The sequence below is a fragment of the Serratia proteamaculans genome, assembly GCF_013337185.1.
In the GTDB taxonomy this organism is placed as follows: Bacteria; Pseudomonadota; Gammaproteobacteria; order Enterobacterales; family Enterobacteriaceae; genus Serratia; species Serratia proteamaculans_D.
This window is the reverse complement of sequence record NZ_SWDE01000002.1, coordinates 648,559-664,168: the sequence shown is the minus strand read 5'-3', so window position 1 is coordinate 664,168 and position 15,610 is coordinate 648,559. Positions and strand designations below refer to the sequence as shown.

General features: G+C 57.5%; 13 protein-coding genes. 8 read left to right on the top strand and 5 right to left on the bottom strand.

The genetic code is table 11. From position 1 onward, the window contains the following. The first annotated feature begins 41 nt into the window (after positions 1 to 41). Positions 42 to 2,063 carry an NAD-dependent DNA ligase LigA gene (gene ligA, locus FCL49_RS13350; RefSeq protein ID WP_174353958.1) on the top strand — a complete coding sequence of 674 codons (2,022 nt, stop codon included), beginning with the start codon at positions 42 to 44 and terminating at the stop codon, positions 2,061 to 2,063. Next, complete coding sequence (locus FCL49_RS13345) at positions 2,063 to 2,278, top strand: DUF3820 family protein (RefSeq protein ID WP_012146156.1); 216 nt, start codon at positions 2,063 to 2,065, stop codon at positions 2,276 to 2,278. Before ligA ends, FCL49_RS13345 begins: the two co-directional genes overlap by 1 nt. 34 nt (positions 2,279 to 2,312) lie before the next feature. Here FCL49_RS13345 and FCL49_RS13340 read toward each other — a convergent pair whose 3' ends face one another. After that, the gene (locus FCL49_RS13340; RefSeq protein WP_174353957.1) at positions 2,313 to 3,305 is read right to left on the bottom strand and encodes a bile acid:sodium symporter family protein; all 993 of its coding nucleotides are present in this window, start codon (positions 3,303 to 3,305) and stop codon (positions 2,313 to 2,315) included. Positions 3,306 to 3,400: 95 nt separating this feature from the next. Here FCL49_RS13340 and FCL49_RS13335 point away from each other — a divergent pair, with 95 nt between their 5' ends. Then, positions 3,401 to 4,321: a LysR family transcriptional regulator gene (locus tag FCL49_RS13335; RefSeq protein WP_174353956.1), complete on the top strand. Its 921-nt coding sequence runs from the start codon at positions 3,401 to 3,403 to the stop codon at positions 4,319 to 4,321. Position 4,322: 1 nt separating this feature from the next. On the opposite strand, the gene FCL49_RS13330 is transcribed toward FCL49_RS13335, so the two are convergent. After that, on the bottom strand, positions 4,323 to 4,799 hold the full coding sequence (locus FCL49_RS13330) for a FlxA-like family protein (protein ID WP_174353955.1): 477 nt from the start codon (positions 4,797 to 4,799) through the stop codon (positions 4,323 to 4,325). A 59-nt stretch (positions 4,800 to 4,858) separates the two neighbouring features. Beyond that, positions 4,859 to 5,407: a nucleotidyltransferase family protein gene (locus FCL49_RS13325; protein WP_174353954.1), complete on the bottom strand. Its 549-nt coding sequence runs from the start codon at positions 5,405 to 5,407 to the stop codon at positions 4,859 to 4,861. Positions 5,408 to 5,547: 140 nt separating this feature from the next. Between FCL49_RS13325 and FCL49_RS13320 the strand changes: the two genes are divergently transcribed. After that, on the top strand, positions 5,548 to 6,933 hold the full coding sequence (locus FCL49_RS13320; protein ID WP_174353953.1) for an ethanolamine ammonia-lyase subunit EutB: 1,386 nt from the start codon (positions 5,548 to 5,550) through the stop codon (positions 6,931 to 6,933). Further along, on the top strand, positions 6,930 to 7,721 hold the full coding sequence (gene eutC / locus FCL49_RS13315; protein WP_174353952.1) for an ethanolamine ammonia-lyase subunit EutC: 792 nt from the start codon (positions 6,930 to 6,932) through the stop codon (positions 7,719 to 7,721). Before FCL49_RS13320 ends, eutC begins: the two co-directional genes overlap by 4 nt. Here eutC and FCL49_RS13310 read toward each other — a convergent pair. Next, entirely contained in the window at positions 7,700 to 8,659 is a 960-nt protein-coding gene (locus FCL49_RS13310; protein WP_174353951.1) for a LysR family transcriptional regulator, read from the bottom strand. The two genes, eutC and FCL49_RS13310, sit on opposite strands and share 22 nt — an antisense overlap. A 378-nt stretch (positions 8,660 to 9,037) precedes the next feature. Here FCL49_RS13310 and budA point away from each other — a divergent pair, with 378 nt between their 5' ends. The 3 genes from budA (at position 9,038) to FCL49_RS13295 (ending at position 13,277) form a co-directional block, all read left to right on the top strand. Beyond that, positions 9,038 to 9,817, top strand: a complete 780-nt coding sequence (budA, locus tag FCL49_RS13305) for an acetolactate decarboxylase (protein ID WP_174353950.1) — start codon at positions 9,038 to 9,040, stop codon at positions 9,815 to 9,817. 39 nt (positions 9,818 to 9,856) lie between these two features. After that, positions 9,857 to 11,542, top strand: a complete 1,686-nt coding sequence (alsS, locus tag FCL49_RS13300; RefSeq protein WP_174353949.1) for an acetolactate synthase AlsS — start codon at positions 9,857 to 9,859, stop codon at positions 11,540 to 11,542. A gap of 139 nt (positions 11,543 to 11,681) precedes the next feature. Then, the gene (locus FCL49_RS13295) at positions 11,682 to 13,277 is read left to right on the top strand and encodes an ABC transporter substrate-binding protein (RefSeq protein WP_174353948.1); all 1,596 of its coding nucleotides are present in this window, start codon (positions 11,682 to 11,684) and stop codon (positions 13,275 to 13,277) included. Positions 13,278 to 13,327: 50 nt separating this feature from the next. On the opposite strand, the gene FCL49_RS13290 is transcribed toward FCL49_RS13295, so the two are convergent. Next, the gene (locus FCL49_RS13290) at positions 13,328 to 15,607 is read right to left on the bottom strand and encodes a TonB-dependent siderophore receptor (RefSeq protein ID WP_174353947.1); all 2,280 of its coding nucleotides are present in this window, start codon (positions 15,605 to 15,607) and stop codon (positions 13,328 to 13,330) included. Between the last annotated feature and the right edge of the window lie 3 nt (positions 15,608 to 15,610).

Genomic DNA, 15,610 nt, shown 5'->3' with positions numbered 1-15,610 from the left:
GCCCCCGCTTGCCGGGGGTTTTTTATCTTTGATGGTGAGCCATGGAATCGATAATCCAACAAATCAATCAACTACGAACCTCACTGCGCCATCACGAATATCAATACCATGTGCTGGACGCGCCGGAAGTGCCGGATGCGGAATACGATCGCCTGATGGGTGAACTGCGTGCCCTGGAAAGCGCACACCCGGAGTTGATCACCGCAGACTCGCCGACCCAGCGTGTGGGCGCTGCCCCGCTGGCGGCGTTCGATCAGGTTCGTCATGAAGTGCCGATGTTGTCGCTGGACAACGTCTTCGACGAAGAAAGCTTCCTGGCATTCTACAAGCGAGTGCAGGATCGCCTGAAGAGTAGCGACCCGCTGACCTTCTGCTGCGAGCTGAAGCTGGACGGTCTGGCGGTCAGCCTGCTGTACGAAGATGGCGAGCTGGTTCGCGCGGCAACGCGCGGCGACGGCACAACCGGTGAAAACATTACCTCTAATGTGCGCACCATTCGCGCTATTCCACTGCGGCTGACAGGTGACAATATCCCGCGCCGGCTGGAAGTGCGTGGCGAAGTGTTTATGCCGCAGGCCGGTTTCGAGCAGATGAACGAAGAGGCGCGTCGCAAGGATGGCAAGATCTTCGCCAATCCGCGTAACGCCGCTGCCGGTTCGATTCGTCAGCTCGACCCGCGTATTACCGCCAAACGCCCACTGACCTTTTTCTGCTATGGCGTTGGTTTGCAGGAAGGCGGCGAATTGCCGCGCAGCCACTGGCAGCGCCTGATGCAGTTCAAGGACTGGGGGTTGCCGGTCAGCGATCGCGCCAAACGTTGTACCGGCAGCGACGAAGTGCTGGCGTTCTACCGTCAGGTGGAGCAGGACCGCACGCAACTCGGGTTTGATATCGACGGTGTGGTCGTAAAAATTGACGATATCGACCTGCAGGAAACGCTGGGCTTTGTGGCGCGTGCGCCGCGCTGGGCGACAGCATTCAAATTCCCGGCGCAGGAACAGATTACCCAGGTGCGCGAGGTGGAGTTCCAGGTTGGCCGTACCGGTGCGATCACGCCGGTGGCAAGACTGGAACCAGTGCTGGTTGCCGGGGTGATCGTCAGCAATGCCACGTTGCATAACGCCGATGAAATTGAACGTTTGGGCCTACGCATCGGCGATACTGTGATTGTGCGCCGTGCCGGCGACGTGATCCCGCAGGTGGTGGGAGTGATAGCCGATCGCCGTCCAGCGGACGCGCGTGAAATTTTGTTCCCGCAACATTGTCCGGTATGCGGTTCCGACGTTGAGAGAGTGGAAGGCGAAGCGGTAGCACGTTGCACCGGCGGACTGATCTGCGCTGCACAACGCAAAGAAGCGCTGAAGCACTTTGTTTCCCGTCGGGCGTTGGACGTCGATGGCATGGGCGACAAAATCATCGAGCAGTTGGTGGAAAAAGAGTACGTGAAGAATCCGGCCGATCTGTTCCGTCTCTCCGCCGGTATTCTGACCGGGCTGGATCGCATGGGGCCAAAATCGGCGCAGAATCTGGTCAATGCGCTGGAAAAATCCAAGCAGACCACCTTCGCCCGTTTCCTGTATGCGCTTGGCATCCGCGAAGTCGGTGAAGCCACGGCGGCCAATCTGGCCGCGCACTTCGGTACGCTGGAAAAGCTGCTCGCCGCCGATATCGAGGCGTTGAAAGAAGTGCCGGAGGTCGGTGAAATCGTGGCGAAGCACACGCGTCATTTCCTTGACGAAGAGCTCAACCAACAGGTTATCCAGGAACTGGTCAGCGACGAAATCGGCATTAACTGGCCGGCCCCGGTGGTGATAGTGGCGGAAGAGATAGACAGCCCGTTCGCCGGTAAAACCGTGGTGCTGACCGGCTCGTTGAGCCAGCTGTCACGCGACGAGGCCAAGGATCGCCTGACGGCGCTGGGTGCCAAGGTCAGCGGCAGCGTCTCGAAGAAAACCGATCTGGTGATTGCAGGTGAAGCCGCCGGTTCCAAACTGGTGAAGGCGCAGGAGCTGGGTATTGAGGTTATCGACGAAGCGGAAATGATCCGCCTGCTGGGTGCCTGATGGAAAAAGAGAATCTGTTGGAGATTGCCAATACGGTAATGCCGTTCGGCAAGTATCAGGGGCGGGTGCTGATTGACCTGCCCGAAGAATACCTGTTGTGGTTTGCCCGTAAGGGGGAGTTTCCCCAGGGCAAGCTTGGTATGCTGATGGAAATGACGTTGGCGATTAAAATTGAAGGGCTCGACCACCTGGTCAAGCCGCTGAAGAAAAGTTGAGCTGCCGGGTGCGGTGTCAGCCGCACCCATTTATTTATTCTCGCACGGCTTGCGCATTGGGCGTCGCCTGTTGTTCCTGCTGTTTTTTCTGATAGCGTCGTGCCAATACCGCACAGGTCATCAATTGCACCTGATGGAACACCATCAGCGGCAGCACCATAATGCCCACGGTTGAGGCCGGAAACAGGATATTGGCCATCGGGATACCGTTCGCCAGGCTTTTCTTCGAGCCGCAGAACACGATGGTGATTTCGTCGGCTTTGCTAAAGCCCAACCAGCGCGCCATATAAGTGTTTACCACCAGCACGATCGTCAGCAGCACCAGGCTACCCACCACAATAAATACCAGCGAACCGATGCCGACCTGATGCCAGATGCCATGCGTCACCGCCTCGCTAAAGGCGGCATACACCACCAGCAGAATTGAGGTCTGGTCGGTCTTGCCAATCAGTTTGCGGTTGCGTTCAATCCATTTGCCGATCAGCGGCCGTGACAGATGTCCGGCAACAAACGGTACCAGCAATTGCAGCACGATGGAGCCGACCTGTTGCAGGCTGCCGGTTTCCCCGTGAACATTCATCAACAGCCCGACCAGCAGTGGCGAGACGAAAATTCCCAGCAGGCTTGAAGCCGATGCGCTGCACACCGCAGCGGCCACGTTGCCACCCGCCAGTGAGGTAAAGGCGATGGCCGACTGCACGGTTGCGGGCAGAATGCACAGGTAGATAAAGCCGGAATACAGTTCGGGGCTGACGTTGACCGGCGACCACCATTTAAACAGCACGCCGAGCGTCGGGAAAATAATAAAGGTGCTGAACATTACCCACAGGTGCAGCCGCCAGTTATTGCTGCCGGCCAGAATGGCTTCGCGCGACAGCTTGGCACCGTGCATAAAGAACAGCAGGGCGATGGCGGCGATGGTCAGCGCATTCAGCCAGCCGACGAACTCGCCGCGTGCAGGCAGGAACGAAGCCAACAGCACGGTGGCGATCAACGTCAGGGTAAAGCGATCGGGCAAAAATCTCATGGCGGCGTACTCGAAGAAAAATCAATGCGCCCATTGTCGCGCGACCGGATATAATAATTAAATTGATTTATTTAATTCATATATGAATAAAAAACATGAATTACTCGATTAAACAACTCAAAGTCTTTGTCGCTATTGCCAGGCACCGCAGTTTCAGCCGGGCCGGAGAGGCCATTGGTCTGACGCAGTCTGCGGTTAGCCACAGTGTGAAAGAGCTGGAGGCGGAGGTCGGCGTTCGCCTGCTCGATCGAACCACCCGTGAAGTGCTGCTGACCGACGCCGGGCAACGGCTGGCCAACCGGGTTGAACGTTTGCTGGATGAGTTGCAGTCGTCATTGTTGGATGCGCGCAGCTTTGGCGTACAACGCAGCGGTACGGTGCGGGTGGCGTCTAGCCAGACCATCTCCGCGCACCTGATGCCGCAGTGCATTGCCGCCGGGGAAAAGCAGTATCCGGATATCCGCATCATGTTGCGTGATCAGGCGCAGCAGCAGGTGTTGCACAGCATTCGCAATGCAGAGGTCGATTTTGGCATTGTGGTCGATCCGGTGCAGGCGGTGGATCTGGACTGCGAACCGATCCTGCACGAGCCTTTCCTGTTGTTGTGTCGTAACGATCATCCGTTTGCCGCATTGCCTGAGGTGCACTGGTCGGCACTCAGCGGTAGCCGTCTGGTGTTGCAGGATTATGCCTCAGGCAGTCGGCCACTGATTGACAGCGCGCTGCGCCAACAAGGGGTGGAAGCGACGGTGGTACAGGAGATCGGCCACCCGGCGACGCTGTTTCCTATGGTGGCCGCGGGTATTGGCATCAGTATTTTCCCGGCGCTGGCATTACCCTTGCCGGAAGGCGGCCAGTTGAGGGTTCGCCGTTTGGTGCCGGAAATCAACCGTGCGCTGATGCTGGTGCGGCGTAAAAACCGCTCGCTGACCCCAGCGGCAGAGGTCATCTGGCAGGTGGTGGGACAGCAGGCGGCTTTGCTGCAACAACAGCGTCAGCGGCAGGCGGATTACTGAGTCAAATATACACATCCACGGCATTAAGCGCGGTTGGGCGGTTGATGCCGTCGCCTTTGGTCGGCGCGATACTATCGGCAGCTTTAGCCATTTGCTCTGCCTGTTGTTTTTCCATCTCTTCTTTCTGAATGCGCGCGATCTCGGCCTGCAGCATTTTGATCTGCGCCTGAATCAGCTGTTTCTGTTTTTCAATTTCTTTGGGATCGGCATCCGAGTCTTTCAGGTCTGCCAGTTTCTGTTGCAGCCCCTGGATTTGCTTGTTCAGCGACTTAATCCGTGCCGAGGCGCTGCTGTCGGCCACTTTCACCTGATCGTTACCGTCAGTTTCCCTGGCTTCTTTCATCTTGCCGCCTTCCGGCTGCTGGTTGACCGGCTTGGCCATCAGCAACTGGCCCTGGTTACCGGGGGCGCTAAAAACGTTGCTGATGCCGGGTACGGTGTTTTTCACCGGGACAATCATGGTAATGCTGGTCGACATAACACTCTCCCTGAGTTTTGATTCCGCTGCTCAGGGTATCGGCAGGATGGGGCAAAACTTTACCCGCGGATTTGCCGCAGGCGCGGCCAGCGTTGCAACCAGCCTTTGGCGATCACTCGCTGTTCATAAGCGTCGAGGTCGCCGTTTTTGGCATTGAAGGTGATGGTGTCATCGAACAGCCCGTCGAGGCCAAAGGGAGCCACCAGCTGTAGGCTGTCATCTGCATTCAGCCGTACGCCCACCGCCGTTTCCAGCTCGGTCCAATAGCTGATGGCGTCTTCGCTGTTAAGGTAGGGCGCCCGGCCGCTGCGCAGGTGCATGCGCGCCTGATTTTTCACTGACCAGGGCTGCGGCAACCATTCTTGTAACCGTGCTTCCAGCATCTGGTCACGCTCCGCTTCCGGGCGCTGTGCGTCAAAATGGATCACGTCGATGTCGTTGAGCGGTGTTGGCGTGGCGTAATCGTGCAGCCGATCCCATACCAGATTACGCACAAAGCCGGCACCCAGGCACCAGTCATTCAGACCGAGTCGGCGGGCGGTGCGCAATATCGCCATTCTTTCATTATCTTGCTGTAACCATTGGATAATTTCTTGTTGCCGGGTCATTACCTCTCCTTTGTTGCGGCTACTGTAACCTGAAGTGGCCGTGGGCGAAACCGCAGGAGAATATATTCGCCGGTCGACTGACTACACTTGGTACAGGGTTTGCAACTTCAGGTAAGCATTCAGGCAGAACAGGGGACGCTATGTATCAGGCAACGCTTAGCCGGCGCAGCTATCGTTTCAGTGATTTACGCCAGTTGATGGCCAAGGCATCACCGGCCCGTTCCGGCGATTATCTGGCGGAAGTGGCGGCGGACAGCGCAGAGGAGCGTATGGCTGCCCGCATAGCGCTGGCGGAGGTGCCGCTGAAAACTTTCCTCCAGCAGTTGCTGGTGCCCTATGAACAAGACGAGGTCACCCGGCTGATTATCGACAGCCACGACGCATTGGCCTTTGCGCCAATTTCGCACCTGACGGTGGGGGATTTTCGTGACTGGCTGCTGAGTGAGCAGGCGGACAGCGCGATGCTGGCGCGGGTGGCCACCGGCATTACGCCGGAAATGGCGGCGGCGGTGAGTAAGTTGATGCGCAATCAGGATCTGATCCTGGTGGCCAAAAAATGCCGGGTGATCACGCGTTTTCGCAACACTATTGGCCTGCCGGGTCACCTCAGCGTGCGGCTGCAGCCGAACCACCCTACCGACAGCTTACAGGGCATCGCGGCCAGCATGCTCGACGGCCTGCTGTATGGCAGCGGTGACGCGGTGGTGGGCATCAACCCGGCCAGTGACAGCCTGCCGCTGCTGGAAAAACTCAATCACATGCTGGACGACGTGATCCAGCGTTTCGCTATTCCTACCCAATCCTGCGTGCTGACACACGTCACCAATACGCTACGGCTGATCGAGCGCGGTGCACCGGTGGATTTGGTTTTCCAGTCGATAGCCGGAACGGAGGCGGCCAACGCCGGTTTTGGCATTAATCTGGCGCTGCTGGCGGAGGCACAGCAGGCGGCGCTGAGCCTCAAGCGCGGTACTCTGGGCAATAACGTCATGTACTTTGAAACCGGGCAGGGCAGCTGCTTATCGTCCAATGCGCACCATGGCGTCGATCAGCAAACCTGCGAGGCACGCGCTTACGCGGTGGCGCGACATTTCTCCCCGTTGCTGATCAACACCGTGGTCGGGTTTATCGGGCCGGAGTATTTATACGACGGTAAGCAGATTATCCGTGCCGGGTTGGAGGATCACTTCTGCGGCAAGCTGCTTGGCCTGCCGCTGGGTTGCGACGTGTGCTACACCAATCACGCAGAGGCGGATCAGGACGACATGGACACCTTGCTGACGCTGCTGGCTACCGCCGGGCTGACCTTCCTGATAGGCGTACCGGGAGCGGATGACATCATGCTCAATTATCAAAGCACTTCATTCCACGATGCGCTGTACATCCGCGAACTGTTGGGGCTCAAGCACGCGCCGGAGTTCGCCGACTGGCTGACGAAAATGCACATCACCGACGATCTGGGCCGACTGCGCGACACCGCGGCCAATCACCCGTTGCTGCTGGCGTTACAGGGAGAGCAACCTTGAGCAAGCCGGTTCACGTTAACAGTTGGGATGCGCTACGAGCCTTTACCGATGCGCGCATTGCGTTGGGGCGTACGGGATCCAGTTTACCGACCCAGGAGTTGCTTAAATTTGGCCTGGCGCATGCGCAGGCGCGTGATGCGGTGCACCAGCCATTCGACAGCGATACCTTGGGCGGGGCGTTGCAGGATCAGGGCTGGCAAACCTTGACGGTGCACAGCCAGGCCGTCGATCGTACCGCCTATCTCAGCCGGCCGGATCTGGGGCGTCGGTTGGCCGCGGACAGCCGTAGCCTGCTGTTGGGCTTGCCTGGCAAGCCGGTGGACTTATTGCTGGTGGTGGCGGACGGTTTATCCTCCAAGGCGGTACATCGTCAGGCACTGCCGTTGTTGCAGGCGCTGCGGCCTTATCTCGAATTATTGGGGCTTTCGCTGGCACCGGTGGTGCTGGCGCACCAGTCGCGGGTGGCGCTGGGGGATGATATCGGTGAATGTTTAGGGGCCAGAGCTGTGGCGATGCTGATTGGTGAGCGGCCGGGCCTGTCATCCCCGGACAGCCTGGGGATCTACCTCACCTGGGGGCCGAATACCCGGCGGCGTGAGTCGGAACGAAATTGCATTTCCAACGTCCGTCCGGAGGGGCTGGACTACCCGCAGGCGGCGTTCAAACTGGCGTGGCTGCTGGAGCAGGCATTTCAGCGCCGCCTGACCGGGATAACACTGAAGGACGAAAGCGATAACCCGGCGTTGCAGGGGCGAATAACACCGCTTCATTCCCAGCTCGGTGGCTGACCGATACCTTGTTTGAGTAAGCTGATGAACAGATTCAAGCGGGTTGAGACCTTGGCCACCGGTCGCAGCAGATAAATTCCCTGTTGGTCCTGGCGTGGATCCTCCAGTACCGGCAGCAACCGACCGGCCTGAATATCCGGCCCGACCACCCAGTTGGGCAAAAAGGTAATCCCCATCCCCAGCAGTGCGGCTTCGCGCTGCGCGGTAAAGTCATCACAGCGCAGTACCAGACTGCAGCGATCCATCAACGAGGCACTGAGGATCTGCGCCCAGCAGGCCGGCTGTTGCTTATGGTAGCGGGCAATCAGCCGATGCTGCGGCAAAGCGTTCAGGTCGGCAGGCTTGCCGTAGCGAGCGAGATAATCAGGGCTGGCGCACATCACCCAGCGCTGGGTCGCTATCCGGATGGCGTACAGGCTACTGTCTTTCTGCTCGCCGATGCGAATGGCGGCATCCAGCAGTTCCTGGGTTGGATCGGTCTGACGTTCGGTCAAATCCAGTTCAACAAACAGTTGGGGATAGCGTTCAGCCAGCGTCGGCAACAGCGGCAGGATATAGGTTTTGCCAAAGGTCGGCAGGCAACTGATGCGCAAGGTACCTTGCGGTCTGTCGTTCAACGAAGTCAGTTCTGCGCGGATATCGCTGATGTCTGTCAGCAAGGTGGTGGCACGCGCCTGCAACATTTCCCCCGCATCTGTCAGCATCAGGCCGCGCGTTGAGCGGATAAACAGCGCTGCACCCAATGCATTTTCCAGCGCATCGACGTGGCGTACCAAGGACGAAGGTACCATTCCCAGCTTGCGGGCAGCGGCGGAGAAGCTGCCCAATAGGGCGACCTCGAGAAATATCGGCAGATGTTCAACATAGCGGGCGTCATTCATTTTTGCATTATATGCAAAAGCGTTTCTTATGAATACCAGGTTCTCCGTCTGACGCATTACGGCTACTCTTTTTGGGTGCTTACGGCGAGTAAGAACGTGCCGTGATCTCACCGCGTAGAGCAATAATGCATAAATCACGCGGTTTTTAGAACGTTAGATAACTTGTTTTCCCAGGCGTTTCTGTGTGCCTGCGGGATTGATAGCTGCTTCAACACCAGATTAACCGTTCAATTTGACGTGCTGCCTGGCAACAATGGTTAGTGAAACTAAACCGTTGTTGACATTGGGCGTCGCCGGCCTGCCGTGCCGGTTTTTTTGTCGCCGATGGCTGAATCGTTCCAACTGAACGGGTTGCCGGCGACATCTTTGCTCACTTTCTGGTGAGCATTTTGAACGCACGGGGCATTTCACTCCGTGCTGGTGGAGGAGTAGGTTATGAACGAAGATCACGGGTGTGCCTGTGCGCAGCATTTGGCGCAGGGCTTTGCCAGGCAGTCGCTGAGCGTTGGGGAGGGCGAGATCTACCAAATCTCGCTGATGAGCGCGTTAATCAGCGGTGTTTACGAAGGGGAGGTCACCATTGGCGAGTTGCTCAGGCACGGCAATTTTGGCCTGGGGACTTTCAACCACCTGGACGGCGAACTGATCGCCTTCGACAAGGAAATTCACCAGTTGCGTGCCGACGGTAGCGCGCGGCCGGCCAGTCTGCAGCAGAAAACCCCGTTTGCCGTCGTCACCTTTTTCCAACCCAGCGTCACCCAACACTTTGATCGTCCGATCACCAAGGCGCAGCTGCACCAGTGCATTGATGAACAGGTGGCTTCGCCGAATCTGTTCTGCGCGGTGCGCGTCGACGGCGAGTTCAGCCACGTGGAAACCCGGACTGTGCCCCGTCAGGAGCGCCCCTATCGCCCAATGCTGGAAGCGATTGAAGAGCAGCCTACCTTTGCCTTCCATCACTGCCAGGGCACGCTGGTCGGTTTTCGCTCGCCTGACTATATGCAGGGCATTGGCGTGGCCGGTTATCACGAGCATTTTGTCACCGAAGACCGCAACGGCGGTGGGCACGTGCTGGATTACCAGCTCGACCACGGCCGCCTGCAATTTGGTGTGATCACCCGTCTCAATCTTCAGTTGCCGCATGACGCGGATTTTCTGCGCGCCGACCTCTGTCCAGAGGATTTGGATCGTGCAATTCGTTCTGCCGAGGGTTAATTCCGCGACAGTCTTGGGTTAGTTTTCAGGAGGTATTCCATGAACAAGGCAAAAACAGACAATAACTGGGCATGCGGCGCAGATTTGGTGGTGAAAAATCTGGAGGCGCAGGGCGTCAAACACGTATTCGGTATTCCGGGAGCCAAGATAGACCGGGTATTTGATTCGCTGGAGGATGCGCCGTCGATAGAAACGGTGGTGGTGCGTCACGAAGCCAACGCGGCATTTATGGCAGCGGCGGTCGGGCGCTTGACCGGCAAGGCCGGGGTGGCGCTGGTGACCTCCGGGCCGGGCAGTTCCAACCTGATCACCGGGCTGGCAACCGCGACCTCGGAAGGGGATGCGGTGGTGGCTTTTGGCGGCGCGGTGAAACGTGCCGATAACCTGAAGCAGACCCACCAGAGCATGGACACCGTCAGCATGTTCCGGCCGGTGACCAAGTATTGTGCCGAGGTGCATGCCGGTTCGGCGATTTCAGAGGTGATTGCCAACGCCTTCCGCCACGCCGAGTTCGGCCGTCCGGGGGCCTCTTTCATCAGTCTGCCCATGGATATCGTCAATGAGCCGGTCAGCGCGCCGGTGCTGGCGGGTTGCCGACTGCCACGCATGGGGGCGGCGGCTAGCGAGGATATTCGCGCCGCGGTCAAATTGATCCAGCAGGCGAAATGCCCGGTGCTGCTGTTGGGCTTGCAGGCCAGCCGTCCGGAAAACAGCGAGTCGGTGCGTCAGTTGCTGCATCGCACCCATATGCCGGTGGTGGGTACCTATCAGGCAGCGGGGGTGATCGACGTTAATCACTTTGCGCGCTTTGCCGGACGCGTTGGGTTGTTCAATAACCAACCCGCCGACCAGCTATTGCAGAAGGCCGATCTGGTGGTCAGCGTCGGTTATGGCCCAATTGAATACGATCCCTGCATGTGGAACAGCCAGGGCCGATTGAAACTGGTGCATATCGACGTGCTGCCGGCGGATATCGACACCTGCTATCGTCCGGACATTGAGCTGGTGGGCAATATCAGCGCTACCCTCGACATGATGACCGAAGCCTTTAGCGGCGTGGTGAGCGTGCCGACGGAGGTGGAATTGATCCTCAGCGATCTGGGCCGTCAGCGCCATGAACTGGCTGAACGCGCTGCACGGCGCGGCGGCATGCCAATTCACCCGTTGCGTATCGTGAAAGAGTTGCAGGATATCGTCAGCGACGACGTGACGCTGTGCGTGGACATGGGCAGCTTCCACATCTGGATTGCACGTTATCTTTACAGCTTCCGGGCGCGCCAGCTACTGATTTCCAACGGCCAACAGACCATGGGGGTGGCGTTGCCGTGGGCTATCGGTGCCGCTTTGGTGCGCCCGGGGGACAAAGTGGTCTCTATCTCCGGCGACGGCGGTTTTATGCAGTCGAGCATGGAGCTGGAAACCGCAGTACGACTGAAAAATAACATCGTGCACGTCATTTGGGTGGATAACGCCTACAACATGGTAGAAATGCAGGAGGTGAACAAATACCGGCGTAAATCCGGGGTGGAATTCGGCCCGATTGATTTTAAAGCCTATGCCGAAGCCTGCGGCGCGGTCGGGTTTGCCGTGCAGTCGGTGGAAGACTTGCGGCCGATGCTGCGCAAGGCAATGGAAATTCAGGGACCGGTGGTGGTCGCTATTCCGGTGGATTACGCCGACAACTACAAACTGATGGCGCAGATGAACTTCAGCCAGATGATTTAATTTCAGCAAGCGTGACAACCACGGGGAATGCCGCATGCGGCACTCCCCGTTTTTTATGCTCAGAATTTGTGCTTTACATCCCTAACTGCATGATTTATTGGTATCCCTCGAGTCTGTTTTCTACTCTGGGGATGGCACAATGAATAAAAAAGCAATAACAATGACGTTGGGATTATTGGTTCTGGCGGTGATGGGCGGCGCACGCGCCAGCACGCTGGTTTATTGTTCCGAAAGCTCGCCGGAAGGGTTTAATCCGCAGTTGTTTACCTCCGGTCCCACGGTTGACGCCAGTTCGGCGACGATTTACAACCGGTTGGTGGACTTTAAAGTTGGTACCGTCGAGCTGCAACCCAGCCTGGCGGAAAGCTGGCAGGTGAGTGAAGACGGCAAGCAATACACCTTTCATCTGCGCAAGGGGGTGAAATTCCAGAGCAATAAATACTTTACCCCCACCCGCGACTTCAACGCCGACGACGTTATCTTCTCCTTTATGCGGCAAAAAGACCCCAATAACCCCTATCACAAGGTCTCCAACGGCGCTTACACCAATTTTGAGTCGATGGAGTTTGGCACGCTGATCAACAACATTGTCAAAGTGGACGACCACACCGTGCGTTTTGAGCTTTCGCGTGCCGAAGCGCCGTTTGTGGCCGATCTCGGCATGTATTTCGCCACTATTCTCTCGGCCGAATATGCCGATGCGATGCTCAAGGCCGGCACGCCACAGCGAGTGGATAACGATCCGGTTGGCACCGGGCCGTTCCAACTGGTGCAGTACCAGAAGGATGCGAAGATCCTCTACAAGGCATTCGACCAGTATTGGGAGGGCAAACCGAAGATAGACCGCCTGGTGTTCTCGATCACCCCGGATGCGGCGGTACGCTTTGCCAAACTGCAAAAGAATGAATGTCAGGTAATGCCTTTCCCCAACCCGGCGGATCTCAAGCGCATGCGCGAGGACAAAAATATCCAGGTGATGGAGAAATCCGGCCTGAACATCGGTTTCCTGGCGTTCAATACCCAGAAAAAACCGCTGGATAACCTCAAGGTGCGGCAGGCGCTGGCGCTGGCGGTGAACAAACCGGCGATCCTCGAGGCGGTATTCCACGGCGCAGGCCAGCCGGCGAAGAACCTGCTGCCGCCGACCCAGTGGGGAAGCAATGACCAGATTGAGGACTATCCGTACTCACCGGAAAAAGCCAAACAGTTGTTGCAGGAGGCCGGTCTGGGGCAGGGGTTCGCCATCGATCTGTGGGCGATGCCGGTACAGCGGCCATACAACCCGAATGCCAAACGCATGGCGGAGATGATCCAGGCCGACTGGGCAAAAATCGGCGTGAAGGCCAGGATTGTCACCTTTGAGTGGGGTGAATATTTGCAGCGGATAAAGAACGGGGAACATCAGGCTGCGTTGATGGGCTGGACCACCGCCAACGGCGATCCGGATAACTTCTTCGGCCCGCTGTTTACCTGCGTTTCGGCCAACGGGGGTTCAAACTCGGCCAAATGGTGCTATCCACCGTTCGATAAGCTGATCCAGCAGGCGCGGGAAGAGAACGATCACGCCAAACGGGTGGCGATTTATCAGCAGGCACAGGTGATGATGCATGACCAAATGCCGGCGATGATGATTGCGCATTCAACCATTTTTGAGCCGGTACGCAAGGAAGTGAAGGGCTACGAGATTGACCCGTTCGGCAAGCACATCTTCAAACAGGTTTCGCTGGAGAAATAATGAAACGGGGCTGCATGGCAGCCCCGTTTCATTACCGGTTTATCCCACCATTAGAAATGGGTATTCACGCTCATATAGTAAGTCCGGCCCGGTTCGTTGTAGGTGGCAGCGCCCGCACCGGCAATGTTAATCGCGCCAGTGGTCGGGTCACCCACGTTCTGCGAGTTACCTTCACGGAACTGACGTTTGTCGAACAGGTTGTCGATACCGGCCGTCAGGCTGACGTTCTTGGTCACATCATAGGTGGCGCTGGCACCCACTACGGCGTAAGGGCTGACTTCCTTGGTTTCGGTTCCGCTAACCGGTTTGCCCTGATAGTTGTACTTCTTCGGCTTCTGACGGCCGTACCAGGTCAGGGTCGACTGCATCGACAGCTCCTCTGTGGCCTGCCAGCTCAGGGTCGAGTTGATGGTGAATTCAGGAATAATCGACAGGTAATCACCGGTCGTCTTATTCTTGTTTTCAATCATATAGGTGGCGTTGTTGGTCCAGGAAACGGTCTCGCTGACCGGCACGTTCAACGTGCCTTCCAATCCCTGTACTACCGCTTTAGGCACGTTTTCCCATTGGTAGATAGCGGTACCCGTGCTGCTGGTGCCGATGCGAGAGTTACCCGCTTCGATTTTGTTGTGGTAGTCGTTGCGGAAATAGGTCACGCCAGCCAGCCAGCCGTCGTTATGGAACTCCAGACCCACTTCTTTGTTGACGCTGGTTTCCGCCTTCAGATCGTCGTTACCCAGCAGGTAACAGCCATTTTTGACATCGCTGGACGAGCAACCCTGCCCTTTGCTGTAGAGCAAATAGTTCGGGTTGGTCTGGTACAGGTTTGGTGCCTTATAAGCGCGGGCAATGCCCATCTTCAGGGTGAAGAAGTCGCCCAGTTCCTGCGACAGATTCAGCGACGGGCTCCAGTTGTTACCGGCCTCGGAGTGCAGGTCGTAACGCAGGCCTGGCGTCAGCATGGTGCTGTCGGTCAGCTCCATATTGTCTTCGGCAAACAGCGAGAAGATATGCGCGGAAGCATAAGGGCTGCGGGTACCGGTTGCCTGACCAGGAATGGTGCCGCCCATCAGGGTTTGGCTGGTGGAAGAGCCATCTTTCATTTTCTGCTGGTTCCATTCGGTGCCCAGCGTCGCGGTTTGCGTCACGCCCAGCTCAAATGGCACGCTGATTTCGCTGTGCGCCAGGAAATCGTCCAGCTTGGTGGTGCCAAAGCCTTCGTTTTTGGTATCGAAGATGCCTTCGGTACCGCCGGCCAGGCCTTCGTTCAGGCGGGTATTACGGGTGCGTTCGAACTGAATATAGTTGTTGGTACTGACGCCACTATCCCAGGCCCCCCGGTGGTTAAGACCGAAAGTCTCACGGTAAATACGGTTGGTTTCTTTACCGTAGTTACTTTGCACCAGCGCGTTGGAGTTGGTGTTTTGAGTGTCCCCAGCGTACAGGTTGCCCTGCCGACCGTAGGCATACTCAAACTCCAGTGACTGCAGGTGGGCAAAATCCCAATGCAGCATGGCATCGATGTTTTTGTCTTCCACGCCTTCACGCCCGGAAGGGGTACTGTTGGCATAAATGCCTACGCGCTCGGATTTATGCGATTCGTTGATATCCCAGGCATCGGCCTGGGTTTTGCTGTAACCACCGAACAGGCGGAAGCTTAATTCGTCGGTCAGCGGGCCAGACAGGCTGAAGTCGGTGCGCTTGGTGGAACCTTCCTGCTTGTGCTGCGGCACGTTGAAGAAGGCATTTAACGAGCCGTGCAGCTCTTTGGTGTTCTTTTTGGTGATGATATTGACTACGCCGCCGGCGGCACCGTTGCCGTAGCGTGCCGCTGCCGGGCCGCGCAGCACTTCGATACGTTCAATCATCTCCGGGGGGACCCAGGCGGTATCGCCACGGGTATCACGTTCGCCACGCCAACCCTGACGTACCGAATTGCGGCTGGTGGCGGGTTTGCCGTCGATCAGGATCAGGGTATTTTCCGGGCCCATGCCGCGAATATCGATCTGGCGGTTGTTGCCGCGCTGGCCGCTGGTGGAGTTACCGGTCAGGTTAACGCCCGGCATGGTGCGGATCAGTTCGCTAATATCGCGCGCCGGCGGGCGTTTTTTGATTTCGTCGGCGGTGATGGTAGAAACCCCGGGCGCCTGCAGGTTCTGCTTGGCGGCGGTGACGACAATAGTGTCCTCGGCAGTTTCTTTATTGTTCTTGGCGACGGCGTCGGTTTCTGCGGGGGTATCAGTTTGCTGTGCGGCGTGCGCAAAGGCGGACGCGCCTAACCCTAACCCGATGAGTGTGGCTAAGGAATAACGAGATAATTTGCGGTTCATGTG

Excerpts from the sequence above, each read along its gene's own strand:
- ligA (WP_174353958.1), top strand. The coding sequence starts at position 42 with ATGGAATCGATAATCCAACAAATCAATCAACTACGAACCTCACTGCGC.
- FCL49_RS13345 (WP_012146156.1), top strand. The coding sequence starts at position 2,063 with ATGGAAAAAGAGAATCTGTTGGAGATTGCCAATACGGTAATGCCGTTC.
- FCL49_RS13340 (WP_174353957.1), bottom strand. The coding sequence starts at position 3,305 with ATGAGATTTTTGCCCGATCGCTTTACCCTGACGTTGATCGCCACCGTG.
- FCL49_RS13335 (WP_174353956.1), top strand. The coding sequence starts at position 3,401 with ATGAATTACTCGATTAAACAACTCAAAGTCTTTGTCGCTATTGCCAGG.
- FCL49_RS13330 (WP_174353955.1), bottom strand. The coding sequence starts at position 4,799 with ATGTCGACCAGCATTACCATGATTGTCCCGGTGAAAAACACCGTACCC.
- FCL49_RS13325 (WP_174353954.1), bottom strand. The coding sequence starts at position 5,407 with ATGACCCGGCAACAAGAAATTATCCAATGGTTACAGCAAGATAATGAA.
- FCL49_RS13320 (WP_174353953.1), top strand. The coding sequence starts at position 5,548 with ATGTATCAGGCAACGCTTAGCCGGCGCAGCTATCGTTTCAGTGATTTA.
- FCL49_RS13310 (WP_174353951.1), bottom strand. The coding sequence starts at position 8,659 with ATGCGTCAGACGGAGAACCTGGTATTCATAAGAAACGCTTTTGCATAT.
- budA (WP_174353950.1), top strand. The coding sequence starts at position 9,038 with ATGAACGAAGATCACGGGTGTGCCTGTGCGCAGCATTTGGCGCAGGGC.
- alsS (WP_174353949.1), top strand. The coding sequence starts at position 9,857 with ATGAACAAGGCAAAAACAGACAATAACTGGGCATGCGGCGCAGATTTG.
- FCL49_RS13295 (WP_174353948.1), top strand. The coding sequence starts at position 11,682 with ATGAATAAAAAAGCAATAACAATGACGTTGGGATTATTGGTTCTGGCG.
- FCL49_RS13290 (WP_174353947.1), bottom strand. The coding sequence starts at position 15,607 with ATGAACCGCAAATTATCTCGTTATTCCTTAGCCACACTCATCGGGTTA.